The 21,378-nt window shown below is 68.4% G+C and carries 15 protein-coding genes and 1 pseudogene; 9 read left to right on the forward strand and 7 right to left on the reverse strand.

All coding sequences use genetic code 11. From position 1 onward, the window contains the following. Window positions 1-222: hypothetical protein (locus KEG38_RS51475; RefSeq protein ID WP_272428288.1), on the reverse strand; the 222-nt coding region annotated here is incomplete at its 3' end. A gap of 359 nt (window positions 223-581) precedes the next feature. On the opposite strand from KEG38_RS51475, the pseudogene KEG38_RS56300 reads away from it, so the two are divergent. The 3 genes and pseudogenes from KEG38_RS56300 to KEG38_RS51485 all read left to right on the forward strand — a co-directional run. After that, window positions 582-764: pseudogene (locus tag KEG38_RS56300) on the forward strand (sigma factor-like helix-turn-helix DNA-binding protein); the annotation flags it as partial. Between the two features lie 161 nt (window positions 765-925). Beyond that, window positions 926-1,714 carry a hypothetical protein gene (locus KEG38_RS51480; protein ID WP_272428289.1) on the forward strand — a complete coding sequence of 263 codons (789 nt, stop codon included), beginning with the start codon at window positions 926-928 and terminating at the stop codon, window positions 1,712-1,714. Between the two features lie 150 nt (window positions 1,715-1,864). Then, entirely contained in the window at window positions 1,865-3,049 is a 1,185-nt protein-coding gene (locus KEG38_RS51485; RefSeq protein ID WP_272428290.1) for a porin, read from the forward strand. A 16-nt stretch (window positions 3,050-3,065) separates the two neighbouring features. On the opposite strand, the gene KEG38_RS51490 is transcribed toward KEG38_RS51485, so the two are convergent. Further along, window positions 3,066-5,552 (reverse strand): molybdopterin-containing oxidoreductase family protein, encoded by a 2,487-nt coding sequence (locus KEG38_RS51490; RefSeq protein ID WP_272428291.1) that lies wholly within the window; start codon window positions 5,550-5,552, stop codon window positions 3,066-3,068. Between the two features lie 119 nt (window positions 5,553-5,671). Here KEG38_RS51490 and KEG38_RS51495 point away from each other — a divergent pair, with 119 nt between their 5' ends. Beyond that, window positions 5,672-6,502, forward strand: a complete 831-nt coding sequence (locus tag KEG38_RS51495; RefSeq protein ID WP_272428292.1) for an ABC transporter substrate-binding protein — start codon at window positions 5,672-5,674, stop codon at window positions 6,500-6,502. Window positions 6,503-6,548: 46 nt separating this feature from the next. Then, window positions 6,549-7,319 carry a DUF8817 family protein gene (locus tag KEG38_RS51500; RefSeq protein ID WP_272428293.1) on the forward strand — a complete coding sequence of 257 codons (771 nt, stop codon included), beginning with the start codon at window positions 6,549-6,551 and terminating at the stop codon, window positions 7,317-7,319. 383 nt (window positions 7,320-7,702) lie between these two features. Here KEG38_RS51500 and KEG38_RS51505 read toward each other — a convergent pair whose 3' ends face one another. The 4 genes from KEG38_RS51505 to KEG38_RS51520 all read right to left on the reverse strand — a co-directional run bounded on the left by KEG38_RS51505 (window position 7,703) and on the right by KEG38_RS51520 (window position 12,347). Next, window positions 7,703-8,689 (reverse strand): adenylate/guanylate cyclase domain-containing protein, encoded by a 987-nt coding sequence (locus tag KEG38_RS51505; RefSeq protein WP_272428294.1) that lies wholly within the window; start codon window positions 8,687-8,689, stop codon window positions 7,703-7,705. A gap of 39 nt (window positions 8,690-8,728) precedes the next feature. After that, window positions 8,729-11,011, reverse strand: a complete 2,283-nt coding sequence (locus tag KEG38_RS51510; RefSeq protein WP_272428295.1) for a hybrid sensor histidine kinase/response regulator — start codon at window positions 11,009-11,011, stop codon at window positions 8,729-8,731. Between the two features lie 130 nt (window positions 11,012-11,141). Then, the gene (locus KEG38_RS51515; protein ID WP_272428296.1) at window positions 11,142-11,564 is read right to left on the reverse strand and encodes a hypothetical protein; all 423 of its coding nucleotides are present in this window, start codon (window positions 11,562-11,564) and stop codon (window positions 11,142-11,144) included. Window positions 11,565-11,612: 48 nt separating this feature from the next. Next, window positions 11,613-12,347 carry a YoaK family protein gene (locus KEG38_RS51520; protein WP_272428297.1) on the reverse strand — a complete coding sequence of 245 codons (735 nt, stop codon included), beginning with the start codon at window positions 12,345-12,347 and terminating at the stop codon, window positions 11,613-11,615. Between the two features lie 326 nt (window positions 12,348-12,673). Between KEG38_RS51520 and KEG38_RS51525 the strand changes: the two genes are divergently transcribed. The 4 genes from KEG38_RS51525 (at window position 12,674) to KEG38_RS51540 (ending at window position 18,081) form a co-directional block, all read left to right on the forward strand. Next, window positions 12,674-14,167: a HAMP domain-containing sensor histidine kinase gene (locus tag KEG38_RS51525; protein WP_272428298.1), complete on the forward strand. Its 1,494-nt coding sequence runs from the start codon at window positions 12,674-12,676 to the stop codon at window positions 14,165-14,167. Window positions 14,168-14,184: 17 nt separating this feature from the next. Beyond that, complete coding sequence (locus KEG38_RS51530) at window positions 14,185-15,660, forward strand: sigma-54-dependent transcriptional regulator (RefSeq protein WP_272428299.1); 1,476 nt, start codon at window positions 14,185-14,187, stop codon at window positions 15,658-15,660. A gap of 94 nt (window positions 15,661-15,754) precedes the next feature. Then, complete coding sequence (locus tag KEG38_RS51535) at window positions 15,755-16,717, forward strand: MBL fold metallo-hydrolase (protein ID WP_272428300.1); 963 nt, start codon at window positions 15,755-15,757, stop codon at window positions 16,715-16,717. Window positions 16,718-16,866: 149 nt separating this feature from the next. Further along, entirely contained in the window at window positions 16,867-18,081 is a 1,215-nt protein-coding gene (locus KEG38_RS51540) for an ammonium transporter (RefSeq protein WP_272428301.1), read from the forward strand. Window positions 18,082-18,718: 637 nt separating this feature from the next. Here the strand turns inward: KEG38_RS51540 and KEG38_RS51545 are convergent. Next, window positions 18,719-21,343 (reverse strand): sensor histidine kinase, encoded by a 2,625-nt coding sequence (locus KEG38_RS51545; RefSeq protein WP_272428302.1) that lies wholly within the window; start codon window positions 21,341-21,343, stop codon window positions 18,719-18,721. Window positions 21,344-21,378: the final 35 nt, after the last annotated feature.

A 21,378-nucleotide genomic window follows, 5' to 3' on the forward strand; every position in this document is an offset into this window, starting at 1 on the left:
CGCCTCGACGCCGCACAGCGCGACGAGGCGGGGCGAGGCGAGGCGCGCGATGCGCTCGTACTGGTGCTTGAAGCGCGCGACCTCGGCGCCAGTCGCTCTTTCCGCGCGCAGGATTTTCAGCAAGACCTGGACGCCGTCGCCCTCGCGGCATGCGCGGTACAGGGAAAAATCGGCCGTTTCCTCGATCTTCCCGCGGAGCGCGTAGCCTCTCCCGACGATCATCGAAAACCTTGCTCGCTCGCCCGTCGAGGCGACGCATTACGACCAGCTACTTTTATATCCCAAAGGGGGTGACTTGGCACCGGCGGAGTTTGGCCCACGCACGAGCTCGTGCGGCTCGTCAAACCGCCGCGCCGGGGCGCTGCCCCGGGCCCCGCGGGGGCTGTTCGCCCCTCGACCCGAACCAGGGCAAGCCCTGGACCATTTGGGGAAGAACTGCGCGATGCGCAGTTCTTCCCACAGGCCAGTGGCAAGACCATGGAGGTGCGTTGCGCGCTGGCGGCGGGCAGGTTGTCAGTTGAATCCTCAGCGCCGCGGTTCTTATGGGCAGGGTCGTCGTTGGTCTTGACCTGGCCTGTTCGATGAACTGCGCGGGAGCGCTCCCATTCCAACGTCCCTCGCCGCATTCACGTCCGATCGTGGGTTCTCCCGCGACGAACCAATCCGCACTCGTGGTGCTTTACCTGGAAGGCCGTTCGATCCGGGAGATCGCCGCAGGACTCGGCATCAAGACGAAGACCGCGTACGCCCGCCTCTCCCTCGCCCGACGGCACCTGCAAACGCTCGCGCTCGCCAGATCCGCCTACGCAAGCGCACGCGCACGCGCACGCGCCTCCGCCTCCGCCTTCGCCTCCGCTCCCGACAAGCTCCTTGCCCCGCATCCCCGAGTTGTGGTGTTCCATGGTGCCAGGGAGAAGAACCATTCATGCATCACTCGACATTCACGACCCTCGCAGCCGTCGCCCTGCTCGGCATGCTCTCCGCGTGCGGAGGCGGCACCTCGCCTTCGTCCTCGGGCTCCGGCTCCGGCTCCGGCGCGAGCACCGGCGGCGGGAATGGCGTCGTCGTCGATCGCGGGCCCACGAGCATCTCGCTCGACGGCGATCCCAACGGACTCTTCTGGGATGCCGATACTGCCACACTCTTCATCGCCGACGACAATGGCAATCGGATCCTCTCGTGGACCGATACCCAAGGGCTCGGCCTCGCCGCCGAGCTGCCTCCCGCGCCGCCCGATAGCGCGGGCCTCGGCCAAGTCGTCAAGCTGAAGGACGGCACGCTCGTCGTGCCCAGGTTCGGCGGCGGCACCGCGGGCGACGTCGTGTATGCCAAGCCCGACGGCACGAACGGCGTGGTCCCGAACCTCGATCCCCTCCGCCGCCGCATCGGCCTCACCGTGTCCGAGGACGGCACGTTGTACGATACGTTCTTCGTCGCGATGAACGGCATCAAGCTCGGCAGCGTCGCCAAGCTCGATCTCGCCGGCGCCGAGACCGAAGTCATCACCGGCCTCAAAAAGCCCGTCGGCGTTCTTGCCGCGAAGGGCGACTTCATCGTCACCGAGCAGGAGACCGGCAACGTGCTCCGGGCGCCGATCGCTTCGCCGGATCAGATCGTCGTGATCGCGCAGCTCGTCGGGCCCGATCTGCTGACCGACGGGCCAATGGAACGTTTTTCACCGGCGGCAAGGACGGCAGTGTCCGCCAGATCGTAGCGGCGGCGAGTGGAGCGAATTCGCGAGCGGGTTCCAGGAGGTCCGCGGCGTCGCGTACGACGCGGAAAACCGTCGCCTCTTCCTCGCCGATCACGATGGCATCGAGGAGGACGGCGTGACGCATTTCCTTCGGATCCTGCCGGTCGATTGATGATGCGCCGCGGAATCGCCCTCGTGGCGCTGCTCCTGTCGCCGGCCGTCGCCCGCGCCGAAGGGCCGCGGGTGCAGGCTCTTTTCCAGGGGGACATCGACGCGCGCCTCCACTCCGCCGATCGCGTGGAGGGCGAGGACGGCTTCGCGGTCACCCGCCTCCGCCTCGGCGCGCGCGCCGATTTCACGCCCTGGTTTCACGCCGCCGCGCAGGCCGAATGGGCCCAGGAAAAACCGGCGCAGCTCGACGCTTACGTGTCCTTTCGGCCGTCGGCGTCGTGGGAGCTCTCCCTCGGGGCGCGCAAGACGCCGCTTTTCTCATCGGCGCGCGACGAGCCCGTGTGGATGCTCCCCGTCCCCGAGCGTCCGATGATCGTCCGCGCGCTCTGGCCCGGTCGCGACGTGGGGCTCGAAGTGCACAGGCTGCCCACGCCGTCGCTCCCGCTCGAAGCATGGCTGCGCGTGGGCAATGGGTCGGGCAGCGTGCTCGGCAATGACAACAGCGATTTCGCTGTGGATGCGCGGCTCGACGTGGCGCTCGGGCGCGCGAATCCACAGGCGAAAGGCACGCCGCTCCTCGGCCTGCGCCTCGGCGCCGGGATCCACGCGGAAAGCGCCGAGGATCGGCTCGGCGTCCGGGGCACGACCGCGGACGGGTTCATCTTTTATCGCGTCGCCACGGTCTATGGCCCGCGGTACGTCGCCGAGGCGCACGCGGCCGCGTATCTCGGGCCGGTGCGAATCCTCGGGGAAATCGGGGTCGCCAAGGAGAGCCGCGCCAAGGATACGGACGGCAATCCGGCGACGCCCCGCGTGTCGCAAGATTCCATCCGCTCGCTCGGCGGATTCGTCGAGGCCGCGTGGATGCTGACGGGGCAACGTCGCGCGCCTGGGATATGGCCGACGGAGCGGCCGGGGCGATCCTGGGGAATCGGCGCGCTGGAGCTCGCGGGGCGATTCGAGCGGCTCTCGCTCGGGCAAGGCGCGCGTGACGTCGAGCCCGGCGGGGCCACGAGCGTCTCGGCGGCGATTCGATGGTGGGCGACGCCGTTCTGCGCGGTGTCGGCCGCAGGTTACTTCACGGCGTACGATACGGCGCCGATCGAGGAGCCCGAAACGACGCGGTCGTGGCTCGGCATTCTCCGCGCGACGTTCCACGTGCCGGTGGAAAAGCTCGTGCGCTGAACGAAGGGCAAGAGGCTCAGGCCCGGACCACCCGACAAGCACAACACTTGTACGCCTGCTGTCCGGACAGCGCGTCGAAATGCCGGTCATCGATGAGCACGTTCGCGGGCTCGTACCGCGGCAGGCCGAGATCGTCGCCGACCTTTTGCGCGGGACCGAAAAAATTCGGCACGAAGATCGTGTCCTCGCGAATGCCATCGAAGAGCAGCGCCGTCGCCGTGATCCCGCCCCGCGGGCTCTCCACCCGGATCGCGTCTCCGTCGCGGATGCCCGCCCGCGCTGCCGCGCGCGGGTGAATCTGCACGAGCCGGATCCCGTTCATCAGCTTCCCGGTCTGCGTCCATTGCGTCATCGTCGCGAAATGGACCACGCTCGGCCGGCCGATCATCCCGAGGAGCGGAAACCCCGCGCGCACGCCTTCGTTCGGCGGCACGCCGAGCTTGACCCGCGGCGTGGAGGAGCCGGGATGGAGCGGATTCGGAACCTTCTCGGCGAGGTGCTCGATCGTCGGGACCCCGGCGCCGACCTCCGGGTGCGAATAAAACGGCGGGAGCGCGGCGTGCCCGGCGCGCGCGAGTTTTTCGTGAATCGCCGACGTGAAAATCTCGACCTTTCCGCTCGGCGTGAAGAAACGTTTCCCCGCGTGCCCGAGAGCGCTCGCCACGGACGCCCAGGAGGGATGGTCGAGGTAAAGCGTGCTCGTGCCCGGATGATCCTCGGAAGGGCAAGGCCAACGGAGCGGCTCGGTTCTCTCGCGCAGCCGCTTCGAGGTCATCCCCGCCATGCCCGGCGTGTTCTTGACGAAGACCTCGTCCCAGAGCGTGCGATAATCCTTCCACGCCGCCGGAAGATTGTCTTTCCAGTACGAAGGCGGATTCTTCTTGTCGACCTCGGCCATCGCGTGGGCGAGATCGATCCAGACGTGAATGTCGGGCCGCGCCTCACCGATGGGGTCGATCGCCTTGTCCGACCAGCGAATGGCGCGATCGTCGCGGCGCATGTAGACGCACTCCTGTTCGAGCACGCTCGGGATCGGGAGCACGTAATCGGCGAAGAGCGCGGGCTCCTCCAGGAAGAGGCCCGGATACACGAGAAGCTCGAGCTTTTCGTACGCCGCGCGCACCCGCGCCGCGTTCGCGCCGTCGACGAGCGGGTTTCCCATCAGGAACACGGCGCGCAGACGATACGGATCCTCGTCGAGGATCGCCCGCGGGAACGTGTCGGGCCCGAGCAGTGCGGGCCCCTTCTTCTCCGGGACCTCTCCGCGGATCTTCGGCAAACGGAGATCCCCCGGCCAGGTGTTGTGCATGAAATTGCAGCCGCCACCGGGTTTGCCGATGTTGCCGGTGATCGCCGCGAGGAACGCCATCGCCCGGTAGGTGTGGAACGCGTTCATCTGATGCGAGATCCCCGCATTGCAGAAGATCGCCGCAGGGCGGGCCGTTGCATACGCCTCGGCGAGGGCGCGGATCGTGCTCGCGGGGATGGTCGTCATCCGCTCGCCCCACTCCGGGGAAAACCCTTGCGCCTCGACGTGCTTGACGAGCGCGTCGAACCCGACGACCCACCGCTCGACGAACGCCGCATCGTAGAGCTTCTGCCGGAGGATGTGCGCGAGCATGGCGTACACGAGCGCCATGTCGGTGTGCGGGCGAATGGCGATGTGCTGGTCCGCGAAGGCCGAGGTCGGCGTTTGCCGCGGGTCGACGACGACGAGCTTCGCGCCGGTGTGCGCGCGCGCCCGCAGGAGGTGCTCGAACGTGACGGGGTGCGTCTCGGCCTGGTTCGTGCCGAAGAAAAGGAAAAACTTCGAGCTGCCGAGGTCCTCCTGCCCCGTGATGCCGTCCTTGCCGTAGCCATTGGTAAAATTGCCGAGGCCGAAGGTCCAGGCGAGGGCGTCGCCGCCCGCGTCGTTGCAGACGGGGCCGACATCGGTCGCATTGGGCGAGCCATAGAGATCGAAAAACCGGCCGATGATGGAGCCGACCCCGCGCACGAGCCGCCCCGAGGTCTTGCTGGCGACGCCGGCGGCGCCGGTGGTATCGCGGATCTCGACGAGCTTTTTGGCGATCTCGGCGAGGGCCTGATCCCAGCTGATGGGCTCGAAGCGCGAATCGGGGGAGCCTTTCGCGCCGGAGACGCGCCGGAGCGGCGTACGAATGCGGTGCGGGTTGTAGGCGATCTGCGCCATCATCGGGCCCTTGACGCAGAGGTTGCCGTCTTGGACCGGATCGGCCGTCTCGCCCTTGATGTCGATGATGCGCCCGCCCTTCTTGTGGACCTGGATCCCACAAAGGGAGTTGCAGAACTGGCAAGCGGCGCGAACGATCTGATCGGGCTGAAGCGCCCCGGAGTTCCGGGTGAGATCGAGCGCTGCGCGCGCAGGCTCGGCCGGAGGCGGAGGCGTGGTGGCCTCGCAGCCGGCCACGAAGCCCGCCGCGGCGCTCGTCGCAGCCGACAGCTTGAGGAATCCTCGACGCGAGAGGTTCGAATCGCTGGCCATGTTCCGGACGGGATCATGCGCCGGAGAGCGATCGGAAAACAAGCGTCTTGCGGAGCTTGCCCCCGCGGGCGAACACGAGGGCAGACCGGGCAAACACGAAGTGGTAGAGTCGCCGCGTCATGCACGCGCTGTCACGCCGCTCGTTCGGGTCGCTCTGGGGGCTCTTCTTGCTCGCGCTGTTCTGCCTTTCGTGCGGAAAGCAGCCTGCGGGAGGGCGTGCGCTGCGGCTCGCGACGACGACGAGCTTGAAGGACGCGGGGCTGCTCGACGAGCTGCTCCCCGCGTTCGAGGCGAAGACGGGCTACCGCGTCGAGGTGAATGCGCTCGGCTCCGGCAAGTCGCTCCGCGCGCTGCGCGACGGCACGGTCGACGTGGCCATCACGCACGCGCCTGCCGAGGAGCAAGCCGCGGTCGCCGCAGGCGAGGTGGGGCGGCGGAGCCCGTTCATGCACAACGAGTTCGTGATCGTCGGGCCCGCCGATCAGGTGGGCGTCGTGGCCGGCGCGGGAGACGTCGAGGAGGCGCTGCGACGGATCGCTTCGTCGGGGCGAACGTTCGTGTCACGCGGGGACGACTCGGGGACGAACCAGCGCGAAATGGCGCTGTGGAAGGCCGCGGGGATCGGCGCGAACAGCGCATTCATCGTGCGGGCGAACGCAGGGATGGGCGAGACGCTGGAGCGCGCGTCGGACGACGGCGCGTTCGCGTTGAGTGATCGCGCGACGTTCGTAACCAAGCAGAAGGATCTGAAGCTCTCGATCGTGTTCCAGGGCGACGCGGCGCTGCGGAACACGTATTCCGTGATCGAACCGAAGGCCGGCGGAGGGGCCAATGCCGAGGGGGCGCGAGCGTTCGCGGAGTATCTCCTTTCGGCCGAGGGACGGGCGCTCATCGGCGCGTTCGGCGTGAAGGCCAGCGGGGAGCCGCTGTTCACGCCCGAAGCGCGCTGACGTTGTGCCATCGCCATTGCCATCGGAAAGGTCGGATCGGCGAGCCATGACGAAAGAGGCTACCCATCGTCCCGCCATCGAAGGGAAGGAGACGACGATTCCGCTCCTGCCCTGCGTTTCGCCCGACGAGACGCTCACGTTTTATCGGGCGCTCGGCTTCGAAACCACCTACGAGATGACGAAGCCGTATCTGTATCTGGCGCTGCGCTTCCGTGGATTCGAGCTGCACTTCGGCAAAGGCCCCAAGGGACTGGATCCGAAGGAGGAGAACTCGGGCGGCTGTCTGGTCCTCGTGGACGCCGTGGAGCCCTATCACCGCACGTTCACCGAGGCCCTGCGCGCGAAGTACGGCAAGGTGCTGGCCCGCGGCAGGCCCCGGATCACACGCTTTCGGCCCGGGCAGAGCCGCTTCTCGCTGATCGACCCCTCCGGCAACAACATCATCTTCATCCAGCGGGGCGAGCCGGACCTCGAATACGGCGGATCGAAGGCGCTCTCGGGCCTGGCGAAGGCGCTCGACAATGCCCGCATCCTGCGTGATTTCAAGAACGACGACAAAGCCGCCGCCCGCGTGCTCGACGTCGCGCTCGCGAAATACGGGGCAGAAGCCCAGGTGGAGGACCGGGTGCGAGCCATGGCAGCCCGGATCGAGCTTTCGATTGCGCTGAACGACGCCGCGTCAGGCCAGGCCCTCCACGAGCAACTCCAGGCGCTCCCCCTGTCCGAGGAAGAACGCGACCGCCTGTCCGAGGAGCTGAAGGCCGCGGAGCGGCTGGAGCAGTGGCTTTCGCGCGCCGCGGCGACGCGTCAGGCCTGAGAAGGTGTTCCACAGGTGGGCGCGGGCGCGGGCGCGGGGCGTTGCCCCGCACCCCAGCAGGGGGCTGTCCGCCCCCTGCACCCCGGACCAGGCACGGCCTGGACCGAGGGCCGAGAAACCGCGCGATGCGCGGTTTCTCGGACGGGCCCTGTGGCAAGACCACGAGCGGCGTTGCCAGCCGAGGCGGCAGCGCTGCCTCAGCCTCGAGCAGACACGTCAGCGCTGCGGTTTGGATGGGCAAGGTCGTTGCCGGTCTTGACTCGGCCCGTTTCAAAAACCGCGCATCGCGCAGTTTTTGAACCCCCGGTCCAGGCCGTGCCTGGTCCGGGTCCAGGGGTGGACAACCCCTGGTCGGGGTCCGGGGTGAAACCCCGGCGCTACGCTCAGCCTGATTTCGGTTCGATCGTCGGGGAAGCATTCCCCAGGCTCGCCTCCGGCCGGGCCTTGAATTCGAGCGTCACGGCCTTCGAAAGCCGCACGATCGAGCCGGGTAGGATCGGTGCTTCCTGGTTCGTCTCGACCAACCGCCCGTCCACCTCCGTCGGCTGGCGCGAGACGGGCCGCAGCACGTACCCCTCCTTCGGCTTGCGCCGAAGCTCGAAATGAAACCGGCTCACGAGCTGCTCGAGCTTCTTGTCGGAGAGTGCGAGGACCACGTCGTTCGCACGCATCCCTTCCTCCCCGCGCAGCCGGCCGAAGCTGATGAGGTCTTGCCGCGGCAAAACGAAGGTGTCGCCGGTCTCGCGCACGATCACGCTCCCGGGTAGGCGGTGTTCGTCGCGCCAATCGAAGCGGAAGAGCACGAGCGGTTCCGCATGCCCCCGGACGACCACCGGCGGAACGGGCCAGGCGCGCACGCGCATACCGGGCGGAGACTCGCGCAGGGCCGCCGCCGAGAGGCGCAGCTCGCCTGGCTCCGCCGTCGAGGCGATGCGCGCGCACAGGTTCACCGCGTCGCCCGACACGATCACGCCGTCGGTCAAGACCGGCCCGAAGTGCACGCCGAGCCGCACGACGAGCCGATGATCCCGCGCCCGCGTCTCGTTCTCCCGCGACGCGCGCTCGAGGAACACGACGAGCCCGCCCACGGCGTTTTCGACGTCGGGAAAACAGGTGAACGCGCCGTCGCCCGCGACGTCGACGATCCGCCCCCCGAACGGCTGGATCGATTCCGCCAGGAGATCGTGGTGGAGCTGCTGCAGCGCCCTTCCTGCCTCGTCGCCGAAACGCGCGAAATACGCCGTCGACCCGACAATGTCGGTGAAACCGAGGGCGAGCGGCTTCTCGAACCGCCGCGTGAGGACCTGCGAGAGCTGGGTCTGGAGCCGGATGATTTCCGTCAGGCTCATCGCGTCGAAGTCGAGCTTCATCGTGGGCGAAACCAGGGTACCCCGAAAGATCCGTCCCGCCTAGCTCTTTGGAAGGCTGTGCGCGCTGGTGCTCGCCCCGACCGACGCGAGGATCGCGTCCAGCTTGACGAGATCGACGGGCTTCACCAGGTGAGCGGAAAAACCCGCCTCCTTCGTTCGTCGGCGGTCCTCGTCGTGGCCGTACCCCGTCAGCGCGACGAGAATCGCCTGGCCCTGGTCGGGGTCCTGGCGAAGCCTTCGGGCGACCTCGTACCCGTTCATTCCAGGCAAACCGATATCGAGCAAGACGACCTCCGGCCGAAACGTCCGCGCCGCTTCCAGCGCCGCAGGGCCGTCGTGCACCGTGTGGACCTCGTGCCCCGCGATGCGCAGCAGCATTGAAAGACTCTCCGCGACGTCGGGATTGTCGTCCACGAGCAGAATGCGGCGGGACGCCGTGGGGTGGCTCGCGGCCGATGCCCCCGCGCCCGCTTGCGGCTTCGCCTCCGGCAAGATCGGCAGGCGGACGATGAACTCGCTCCCCTTCCCTCGCCCCTCGCTGCGGGCTTCGACCGTGCCGCCGTGCATCTCGGCGATGTTCTTCACCAGCGTCAACCCGATGCCGAGGCCACCCTCCGACCGGGCTAGCGAGCGATCCACCTGCGTGAAGAGATCGAAGACCCGCGTGAGCATTTCCTGGGGAATGCCAATGCCCGTGTCCCGCACCCGAATGGAAACCGTATCCCCCGCCCGTTCGACGGCAATCGTGATGTGCCCCCGCTCTTCCGTGTACTTGGCCGCGTTCGTCAGGAGGTTTTCGATCATCTGCGTGAGCCGCGTCGGATCGGCGTAAACCCAGACCGGCTCGGTCGGCAATTCGATCGCAATCTCGTGCTTGCGCGCGTCGAGCAGCGGCCTCGCCGTCTCGAGGGCGCGCCAGACGATCGGCGCGACGTCCACCCGCCCCTTCTGCAGCTTGATTTTGCCGCTCGTGATGCGACTGACGTCGAGCAGATCGTCGACGAGCCGGCTCATGTGCTGGACCTGGCGCTCGATGATCGCCGTGGATCGCTCGATCCTCGGATCGGCCATGCCGACGAGCCGGAGGATCTGGGCGGCATTCCGGATCGGCGCGAGGGGATTGCGCAGCTCGTGGGCGAGCATGGCCAAAAATTCGTCCTTGCGGCGATCGGCCTCGCGGAGCGCCTGCTCGGCCTCCTTGCGGGCCGTCACGTCCATGAAAATGCCCTCCCACATGATCTGACCCGTCGACAAGCGGCGGGGAGCCGAGCGGCAATGAACCCAGACGATGCTGCCCCAGCGCGTCCACAATCGACTCTCGCAATCGAGCGTGGCGAGGCCACGGAGAGCGGCGTCCTCCAGCTCGAGGATGCGGGGGCGGTCGTCCGCGTGAATCTGGTCATAAAGGGCTGAGGCGTCCGCCAGGATCTCGGCGGGCGTGACGCCGATGAGCGGCTCGATGCCCGCGCTGATATAAAGAAATCGCCTGTGCCCCGTGGGTTCGGCCAGGAGCTGGTAGATCGCTCCCCGCGGCAGGTTGTCGCTGAGGGTCCGCAGCCGCTCCTCGGTCTCGCGCAGGGCATTCCGCGCCAGCTGGGACTCGGTGACATTGACGATGGCCGCGACGAACCCCGTGACCCGGCCTTCGTCGTCGAACTCCGGGTCGTACGCGCACCGCATGATCTGCGTGCCCTGGGCGCCCTCGTACGTGACCTCGACCTCGAACTCGACCCGCTCGCCGCGGAGGACGGCCTCCACGTGCGGCTCGATGGAGGCGTATGCAGCTTCGCCGAGGACGTCGCGGATGGTTTGGCCAGCGACCTCGCTCGGCGTGCGATGCAAGCGGGCCGCGTAAGGCCTGTTGACGTACTTGTAACGGCGATCCGCGTCGCAGTGGGCGATCAAGACGGGGACGTGGTTGGTCAGGAGCTCGAGCTGCCGCTCCCGTTCGCGGTCCGCCTCCTCGAGCCGCTTCACGTCGGTGCGGTCCCGCATGATCTTGGCGAAGCCGCGGAGGTTTCCGCTCTCGTCCCAGAGCGGCGTTTCGACGCCGGCCGACCAGAACCGCGTGCCATCCTTGCGGACGTGCCAGCGGTCGTCGCCCCCGCGGCCGCTCCTCGAGGCCTGGTCGCGCTCGAGCTCGGGCGTGCCGGTCCGGACGTCCTCCGGCGTAAAGAAAATGTCGGATGATTGGCCGAGGACCTCGTCCTCGCGATAGCCGAGGAGCCGCTCGGCACCCTTGCTCCAACTCAGGACGATGCCGTGCGGATCGGTGATGAAAACGGCGTAATCGACGACGTTCTCGGCGAGGAGCCGGAACATCTCGCCTTCCCACGCCCTCCTGTCCGCTCGCTCGGGTTCGGTCACGAAGCCCCGCCCTGCATGTAATGCGGAGCGGCGTGGACGGTCAGGACGCGTGGCGGGAAAGGAGCGCGCGGGCGGGCGGGGCTCTTTACGCCTCGACCTCGAGCGCGTCGTCTCCGCTCGCGCGCTTCGCCCGGAATGCCGCGGTCTTCGTGGCCGCCACGCGCCGCGCGGCGTCCTCCGCCAAACCCTGCGCGAGCGCCGTTCGTTCGATTTCCTGGCGGAACGCGCGCAGCGCCAGGATCCGGCTCGTCACGGACACGAGCACGGCGAGCGCGAGGAAGACGATCATGAAGGTCGTCGAGATCTGCCAGACGGCGAGCGCGGTCGCCGCGAAGAAGCAAACGGCCGAGAGCAGGCGCGATTGCTGGATCATCTGGGCGTGGATGCCCTGGGCGCGCGCCACCACGAGCTCGGCATTCACGAGCGCGGCCTTCTCGCTCTTCGCGGCTCGCTCCGGGCGCGCGAATGCCAATTCCTCTCGCGTCTGGTAATTCGGCAACGACGTCATGAATTCCTCGCTCGTGCTATCGTGACAGTTCTTCTCAATGGATGATTTCTATGCAATGCGGTGACCGCGGCTCAGCGCCGGCTCCCGTGTGGAGGGCGTATCGACGCTCATGCCCGGGATGAAGCTCAGCACGGTCGCCGTCATGATGAACGCCCCCGGGATCAGGAACGCGAGATAACCGCCGGCGCGCACGGCGGGCACCATCAGGGCCGCGCCCGACGCGAATGCGATGATCTTCGACCCGCGCAGCATCGCGCCCTGGAGCGCCGTGCGCCGGGCCTCGCCGTCCATGGCAAAGGAGCTCGCGAGCTGCACGCCGAGCTCCGTCGCCGGGCCCGTCATGTGCGTCGTGCGAACGGCGCCGCCCGTGGCCGTGGAGACCGTCGCATTCTGCAGCCCCATGGCGAAACTCAGGAGCGACAGGAGCAAGAAGTCCCTGGGCTGCTCGACGGACGTGCCAAACTGCCCGAAGAGCCCCGCATGGCCCGAGATCGCGACGCCCGCGAGCATGGTCGACACGAAGATCAGCGGCGCGGCGTGCAGCGGCGGCTTGCCGCGCTGGTGGCGCCGCTGCAGCACGATCACCGACGACATGGCGCCTGCGATGAAGCAGAGCACCACGAGCCCATATTCGGCCATCAGGCCCCAGAGCCCCGCGTCGATGCCGAGCTGGGTCGTCAGGCCCGTGACATGCGTGACGAATCGCTGGCAGGCGAGAAAAGCGCCTGCATTGACGCTCCCCGCGGCGAGCGCGAGCAAGACCCAGCTCGGCGCGTGGCGCATCGAGAAAATCGTGGGAGGTGTGTGAAGCGCGACCGACATCAACATCCCTTCGTTGCGAGTTTCCTCGGTGGTGACTCCTCGGACCCGGAGCGGATGTTCACGGAGCGTGCCAGCAGCGGATCACCCGCGAAACACGGGGAGCTCCGGGCGTGATCGCAGTCTCTCGTCGGGCCGCACCGACGCAGGATCGACGGCCCTCACCGACAGTGTCGGGGATCGGCGACAATGGCGCGGCGTCGCGCGCCGTGTCAGCTCATGCCCGGCACGATCCATCACGATCCACGAATTCCCAGCTCTCGCCCTTTTTTCATATCCGGAGCTCCTCGATGCGGCTCGTCTCGCGGCTCGTTCTCTCGCACGCGCTTCCCGTCGGCCTCATGGTCTGCGCGCTCGTCGTCATGCTCGGCTCGCTCGCGCAGATCAGCTCGTCGCTCAAGGAAGTGCGTGACGCAGAGCTCGGCTCGCTGAACACGGAAGAGGCCGTCCACCGCGCCGCCTGGGCCGTCGAGATCGCCGTGCGGCACGGCGCCGTGGACTGCGAGCACGGTCGCTCCTCCGAGGACGCCGCGCGGGTCATCCAGCAGCGCCTGCGGGATCTCAACGCCGTGCTCGAGTCCGCGGAAAAACCCGTGCGCGAGATCATGCTGGAGCCGGTCCGCGACTACCAGGCGCTCGCGACCCGCGTCTCCTCGGGCGACACGTGCGCCCACCTCCTCACGACCACCACGCGGCTCGAGCGCGAGCGGCTCGACGAGAAGCTCACGGACGCCTGGATCTCGCGCATGTTCGAGCTCCACTCCGCGCTCCTCCGCAAGGACGAGGAGTCGGGCCGCGCCGCCGGATCGGCGCTGTCGAGCGGCATCGTGCTCGCGCTCGTGGCGTGCGTCGTGGCGGTCCTGCTCGCGCAGCGGATCGCACGCACGGTGACGCAGCCGCTCGCGTCGCTCTCGTCGAGCGTGCGCAGCGTGGGACGCGGTGACTTCACGGTCACGATCGAGGCGCAAGGCCCGCGCGAGGTGTACGAGCTCGCCGAGGAGATGGAGGTGATGCGCCGCCGCCTCGCCGAGCTCGAATCGCTCAAGCAGGGATTTCTAGCGTCGGTCTCGCACGAGATGCGCACGCCGCTCACGAAGATCCGCGAGGCGCTCTCGCTCCTGGCCGACGGCGCGGGCGGCAAGCTGAACGAGCGTCAGGGGCGTATCGTGCAGATCGCGCAGCTCGCCTGCGAGCGCGAGATCCGCACCGTGACCACGCTCCTCGATCTCTCGCGCCTGCGCGCCGGCGTGCCCCTGCAACGCAAGCCCGGCGCCTCCGTCGACGAGGTCGTCTGGAGCGCGGTCCGCGACGAGGACATCGAGGCACGCGAGCGCGGCGTCACGGTGGACGTCGAGACGCCCGGCGAGGCGGCCAAGGCCTACCTCGACACGGTGCTCGTCGAGCGGGCCATCGCGAACATCGTGCGCAACGCCGTCGCCGTCTCCAAGAAGGGCCAGCACGTGCGGGTCCGCCGCGATCTCGTGCCCGAAGGCCCCAGCGGGCTCGCCGGAACGTGGGCCCAGATCAGCGTCGCCGACCAGGGTCCGGGCATCCCGCCGGAGATCCGCTCGGTCATCTTCGACGCGTTCGTGACGCACAGCGTGGACAGTTCGCCGAAGCGCGTGGGCATCGGGCTCGGCCTCGCGCTCGCTCGCGAAATCGTGCGGGCGCACGGGGGCGACATCGAGGCCTCGGACGACCCGGCGGGCGGGGCGGTATTCCGCATGTGGCTTCCCCTCGACGAAGCCGCGCCGTCGCCCCACGCCCTGCCCGCGCACGTGTGATAAAACCCGACGAACACATGCGGAAGGACGAGCCCGACACCACCCCGCGGCCGCACATCCTCGTCATCGACGACGAGCCCCACCTCTGCGAGCTGCTCGCCTACCGGCTGGAGCACCACGGCTACCGCGTGAGCGCGGAGCTCTCGGTCCGCGGCGGAATGGAGGCGCTGGAGCAAGGCAACATCGACGCGATTATCCTCGACCTGCGCCTCGAAGACGGCGACGGCATGGAGGTGCTCGGCGAGGTGCAGAAACGCTCGCCCGATCTGCCGGTCATCATCCTGACGGCCCACGGCACGATCGAGACGGCGGTGCTCGCGATCCAGCGGGGCGCGTACGGATTTCTGACGAAGCCGTTCCAGGATTACGAGCTGCTCCAGAAGCTCGCGCACGCGATCGAGAGCGGGCGGCTCAAGCGCGAAGTGGCGGGCCTCCGGCGCATCGTGGGGGACGCGTCGAGCGACATCCGTCTGCTCGGGACGAGCGAGAGCATCGCGGCCGTGCGCGAGCGGATCGCGCGCGTTGCGCCCGCGGACGCGACCATCCTCCTGCTCGGCGAGTCCGGCACGGGCAAGGAGCTCGCGGCGCGGTCGCTGCACGCGCTCTCGGCGCGCAAGGGGCGTCCGTTCGTCGCCGTGAACTGCGGGGCGCTGCCGGCGGAGCTCCTGGAGAGCGAGCTCTTCGGGCACGTGCGCGGCGCGTTCACGGGCGCGAGCCGCGACAAGGACGGCCTCTTCGCGGCGGCGCGCGGGGGCACGCTCCTGCTCGACGAGATCGGCGAGGCCCCGGCGCCGGTCCAGGTAAAACTGCTCCGCGTGCTCCAGGAGAAGCGTTTTTCGAAGGTCGGATCGGCGACCGAGGAAGACGCGGACGTGCGCATCGTGGCCGCGACGAACCGCGATCTACGCGCCGAGGTCGCCGCGGGGCGCTTCCGCGAGGACCTTTTTTACCGGCTGCACGTGGTGCCGATCGTCATGCCGCCGCTCCGCGAGCGCAAGGACGACATCCCGCTGCTCGCCGAGCTCTTCCTGCGCCGAGCGGCCGCGCGGTACGGCCTCGCCGAGCCGTATCTCTCGCCCGAGGCGATGCGCGTGCTGCTCGCCCATTCGTGGCCGGGCAACGTCCGCGAGCTCGCGAACGTCATGGAAGGCGCCATTTTGCTTTGTCAGGACGAACGCATTCGCCCGCAGCACATTCTCGCGACGCTGGCGACGCCCGCCCGGCCGCCCACGCCGATTACGAGCGAGGCGCCGGCCGAGTCGGCCGAGGAGGAGCCGCCGCTCGGGCTCGCGGTGCTCGGCGGCGATCCCGAGGCCCCGCTGCCGCCGCTGCGCGCCGCGCGGGACTCGTTCGAGCGCGCGTATCTCGTCGAGGCGCTGCGCCGCGCCGGCGGCAACGTCAGCGCCGCGGCCAAGCTCGCAGGGCGCAATCGCACCGACTTCCACGACTTGCTCCGTAAGCACGGCCTCTCGGGCGCCGATTTCAAGGCATGATCTTCGCGCGGCGGTGACGGGAATGCGATTGCGGGATCACACGGAAGAACATTCCGTCTTGCACGGCATCTCCCGATATCGGATACATCCGCGCATGCGTCTTTCCCGTTCCGCTTCGAACCTGCTCTGCGTGCTCTTCCTCGGCGTGTCCCTATCGGCCTGCGGCGGCGCCGCCTCCACGTCGGAGACGGCCGCGTCGGGCCGCGCCAAGCCGACCAGCAAGACGACGCGGCTCGAGGCCGATCCGCGCATCGGCGTCTACACGTCCGTTCCGTGGGGTTTCGAGACGAACTCGTTCTGGATCGAGGGCCCGAAGGGGCTCATCGTCATTGACACCCAGTTTTTGCCCTCCGCCGCGGCGGAGCTCGTCGAGCGGGCCGAATCCATCACGGGCAAGAAGGTCGAGCTCGCGATCGTCCTGCACCCCAATCCGGACAAATTCAATGGTATCTCCGTCTTCCAGAAGCGGGGCATCAAGGTCGTCACGTCAGCGCAGGTGATCGCCAAGATCCCGCACGTCCACGAGATCCGCACGCGCTCGTTCGCGGAGCGATACGCGCCCGATTATCCGACGGAGCAACCCAAACCGGAGAGCTTCGGCGACGCCACGCAGGAACTCTCGGCCGGCGGGGTGACGGTGAAGGCGCACGTCCTCGGCGCGGGTTGCTCCGAGGCGCACGTGGTCGTCGAATACGACGGGCACGTATTCGTCGGGGATCTCGTCGGGCAAGGGACACACGCCTGGGTCGAGCTCGGCGAGATCGAGGCGTGGATCGAGCGGCTCTCGGAGATCGCGGCGGTAAAGCCCAAGTTCGTGCACCCGGGCCGGGGCAAGACGGGCGGGGCGGATCTGCTCGAATGGGAGACGGGGTATCTGCGGCGGCTGCTCGAGGAGGTCGCGAAGGAAAAACCCACGATGCCGCCGCCGGCGGGAGCAATCGATCGGGTCAAGGACCGCATGATGAAAGCGTATCCGGGGCTCGATTACGATGTTTTCCTGGATGTCGGCCTCGAAGAGGCCTGGCGGAAGCAGGCGGCGAAGGCGGCCGCGAAATAGAAGCACGCGCACCCCTGCCAGGGCTGACGGAAGCCTGCCGTCTCCGACGGATGTGACACCTCTCACCTCCGTCACCCTCCTCCGCGAAGCGCGCGTCATGACGCACCGCGGAAACATTCGCGAAACATGGAGGAGTGTATCGATCGAGCATGAAGGTCGATACGGGCGACACCGCCTGGCTCCTCGTCTCCACGGCCCTCGTGCTTTTCATGACGCCGGGCCTCGCCCTCTTTTACGGCGGGATGGTGCGGCGCAAGAACGTGCTGTCCACGCTGATGCACGCCTTCGCCGCGCTTCCGCTCGTGACGCTCCAGTGGGTCCTCTTCGGGTACTCGCTCGCGTTCGGGCCGTCGATCGGCGGGCTCGTGGGTGGCCTCGGGTATGCCGGGCTCACGCCGCTCGCGACCGAGGCGCGCGGGACCGTGCCGCACCTCGCGTTTTGCGCGTTCCAGATGATGTTCGCCGTGATCACCCCGGCCCTCGTCGCGGGCGCCTTCGCCGAGCGAATGCGGTTTCCCGCGTATGCCGTGTTCGTCCTCCTCTGGTCGACGCTCGTCTACGATCCCGTCGCGCACTGGGTCTGGAGCGAGAGCGGCTGGCTCTTCAAGATGGGCGCGCTCGATTTCGCGGGCGGCACCGTCGTGCATCTCTCGGCCGGCGCCTCGGCGCTCGTCTGCGCGGTGGTCCTCGGCAAACGCGTGGGATATCCACACGAGCGCCACCAGCCGCACAACCTCACGATGACCCTCACGGGCGCCGGCATTCTCTGGTTCGGCTGGTTCGGCTTCAATGCCGGCAGCGCCCTCGGATCCGGCGCGCTCGCCGCGCTCTCGCTCGTCACGACGCACGTCGGCGCGGCCGCGGGCGCGCTCGGCTGGCTCGCGGTGGAATGGTGGCAACGCGGCAAACCCACGGCGCTCGGCGTCGCCTCCGGCCTCGTCGCGGGGCTCGTCGGGATCACGCCGGCGGCGGGGTTCGTCTCGCCGGCCGCAGCGGCCGTCATCGGCGTGGCCGCGGGCGCGGCGTGTTATTTCGCGGTCGTAGGAAAAGAGCGGCTCGGGTACGACGATGCCCTCGACGCCTTCGGCGTGCACGGCGTGGGCGGCGCGATCGGCGCGCTCCTCACGGGCGTCTTCGCGCAGAAGGCCTTGAACGAATCCGGCCGGGACGGCGCGCTCGCGGGCAACGTCGCACAGCTCTGGCCGCAGCTCGCCGGCATCGTGGTCGTCGGCCTTTATGCGGCGGTCGTCACGTGGCTCCTACTCAAGGGAATCGACAAGGTGATCGGCCTGCGCGTCGCCGCGGACGAGGAGCGCGAGGGCCTCGACGCGACGGAGCACGGCGAGACGGGCTACGCGTCCTGACGAATCCGCCCCACGACGGGCTTCCCTTCCGCCGCGCATCTTGCGATCCTAATCGTATGTTCGCAAAACTCGGCGCCTCGATCCTCTTCGTCGGTTTTCTCTTCGGCATCGCATCGTCGGCCATGGCCGATCCTGCCCCAGCCCCGACGCCCGCTCCGGATCGCCCGCTGCTTTGTTGTGACGGCACGCTTTCGCCGACCTGTACCTGTGACGGGCCGCGTCGTGGCTGCTGCTCGCACCACAAGGGCGTTTGCGGCTGCGCGGACCCGGGCTGACGCTGAGCATTGGTCTCTTCTTGGGGCCGCCGCGCCGGGGCGCTGCCCCGGACCCCGCGGGGGCTGTTCGCCCCTCGACCCGAACCAGGGCAAGCCCTGGACTCCTGTTGGAAGAACTGCGCGGTGCGCAGTCCTTCCACGGGCCGGTGGCAAGACCAGGGACGGCGTTGCCAGTCGAAATGGCAGCGCGGCTGTCTCGATTGGCGGGTTGACTCGGCCTTTTCGATGAACTGCGCATCGCGCAGTTCATCGACCCTGGGTCCAGCGCTTGCGCTGGTCCGGGTCCCGGGGCGGATAGCCCCGGGTGGGGCCTGGGGCAACGCCCCAGCGAAGCGCCCCCAGAGCGGTTCGGCGCTCTAGCTTCAGCCCTCCCGCAGAAGAGGCAGCGTGAATGCGAACATGCTGCCCCTGCCCATCTCGCTCTCGACCCAGATACGTCCCCCGTGCGCCTCGACGAGCTGGCGGGCGATGAAGAGCCCGAGCCCGAGGCCCTCGACCTTCTTGCCCGTCCGCGCGCGGTAATACCGTTCGAAGAGATGCGGAAGCTCCTCGGGCGGCACGCCGTAACCGCGATCCCGCACGGCGACGACGAGCTCCGCCTCGCGCGCCTCGATGCCGATCGTCACGAGCTCCTCGGGGGGCGAGTATTTGAGGGCATTGCCGACGAGGTTGACGAAGATCCGCTCGAAGCGCGTGGCGTCGAGGAGCACGGGCGGCAGCGCCTCGGGCGGGCGCTCGATCTGCAGGCGCGCCTGGTCCTGCGTGGTCCACGCGCGCGAGACGATGTCCTGGATCATGGGCAAGAAATCGCAGGGCTCGGTGCGCAAAAGGAGCTGGCCCGAGTCGAGCCGCGCCGAATCGACGAGGTCGTCGATCATCGAGGCCATTCGCTTCGCGCTGCCGACGACGCGGTCGACCACGGACACCTCGTGATCCATCCGCGCGCGCGCGAGCATGCGCCGGAGCATCTGCGCGGCCGACATCATCACCGTGATGGGCTGGCGCAAGTCGTGCGAAACGGCGTGCAGCACGTCCTCCTTCGCCTTCTCCACCCGCCGGAGCTCGGTGATGTCGCGCCCGATCACGACGCCCAGGACAATCGGACCGTCGCCGTCCTGGACCGCGCTCGTGCTCACGAGGACGTGGCGGCGGGAGCCATCACGGCATTCGATGATGTATTCGGCGTCCGTGACGGGATCGCCCCGGAGGAGCCTCTGGGAAGGGTATTCCTCCCAGTGCAAGGGCACGCCGCCGAGTGAGAGCATGCGCATGTGCTGCTGAACCTCGCGGACGTGGGACTGGACCTGGCCGCCGATCATGCGACTCGTCTGGCTTTGCAGGATCACGTTGCCCTCGCCGTCGATGACGATCACGGATTCGGCCATGCTCCGAAGGAGCGCGCGGAGCTCGGCCGCCTTGCGCTCCGCCTCCGCGCGCGCGGTCGCGAGCGCGTGCTCCATCCGTTTTCGCTCCGTGATGTCGGAGAACACGCACACGGCCGCGGCGATGCGTCCTTCGCGATCCAGCACCGGCGCCACGCTCATGCTGAGCTCGATCCTGTCGCCGCTCGGGCGGACGAAAACGTATTCTTCGTCCTGCACGGTCTCTCCCCGGAGCGCGCGCGTGAGCGGAAACTCCTCGACGTGACACAGCTTCCCCTGGTGAAAAAAAGCGGCGCCCTCGCATTCGGCGAGGTCCAAGGCCTGCTGCGAAAAACCGGCGATGCGCGTGCTCTGTTCATTCGTGAGGAGGAACCTGCCCTCCGCGTCGACGATGTTCACGCCGGAGGGCATCTGGCGCAGCACCGCCTCGAGAAGCCCGCGCTCGGTCTCGATGCGCTGGAGCAGCCGCTCGCGCTCCGACGCGGCGTGCCGTTCGGCGGTGACGTTGCGGACGACCGCGATGACCTGGTCCTCGACGAGGGGCAACATACGCGCCTCGAAGCAGCGCGTGCGCCCGGACCACGTGAGCTCGTATTCCAGCGTGGCGGGCCTCCGGGTAGCGAGCACCTCGGTGCTCACGACCTGCCAGCGGCGGGCGATCTCGGGCGGCAGGACGTCGCCCATTCGTTTGCCGACGATCTCTTCGGCGCCGAGGTACAGGTCGGCCAGGCGCCCCGCCCTGCAATCGAGGTAGGTGCCGTTGGCATCGAACCGGAAATAAAGATCGGGCAATGCCGAAAAAACCGCCTCGAGCTCGTGCGTCTTCCGCCGGAGCTCTTCCTCGACCTTCTTGCGCTGCGTGACCTCCCGGGCAAACGCCGCGACCCCGATGATCCGCCCGTCTGCGTCGCGTTGCGGCTCGAAGAAGGTGTCGAAGCAGCGGCGTTCGCCGCCGATGGGGAGCCAGGATTCGATCCGCGTGCTCTTCCCCGTCGCGAGGACCGCCTTCTTGACCGCCGTGAGCTCCTCGGCCGACCCCTTCGGAAATATGTCGAAATCGGTCCGACCGATCACGTCCTCCCGACGAATGGGCGGACAAGGATTGTAGACCTCGGTATAACGGAGCTCGAGGTCCTGATAAAAAACGACGTCCGGCAGCGCCTCGACGAGGTGGCGGAATCGCGCTTCGCTCTCGCGCAGCGCCTCCTCGGCGCGCAGGCGGCGCGTGACGTCGCGGAGGAGCACATAGGCGCCCGAGAGCTCGCCTGCTTCGTCCCGGATGGGGCTCGCCGTCACGGCGACCAGACGCTCGGCGGCGCCCGGGACGGTGAACGAGAGGACCTCGTCGACCACGGACGCGCCGCCGAGCGCCCGCGCGAGGGGCGTCTCGCCCCAGGCCATGATTCGCCCGTCCTTCCGGCGCACGGTCACTCTATCGACCACCTGCCGGATGTTCTTACGGCTCGCGAGCGGGCGCTCGGTGAGCGGTCGCATGGGGCCGCTCGCGAACACGACACGGAGATCGGTATCGACCACCAGCACCCCATCGGCGATGGGCGCGAGCGCGACCCCCAGGGAAGACAGGTGTTCGATGGATCGTGGCAAGGCCCCCCCGTCCCGCGAGGCCCCTCGGGCACGCC

The sequence above is a fragment of the Polyangium jinanense genome, from assembly GCF_028435265.1.
GTDB classification, from domain to species: domain Bacteria; phylum Myxococcota_A; class Polyangia; order Polyangiales; family Polyangiaceae; genus Polyangium; species Polyangium jinanense.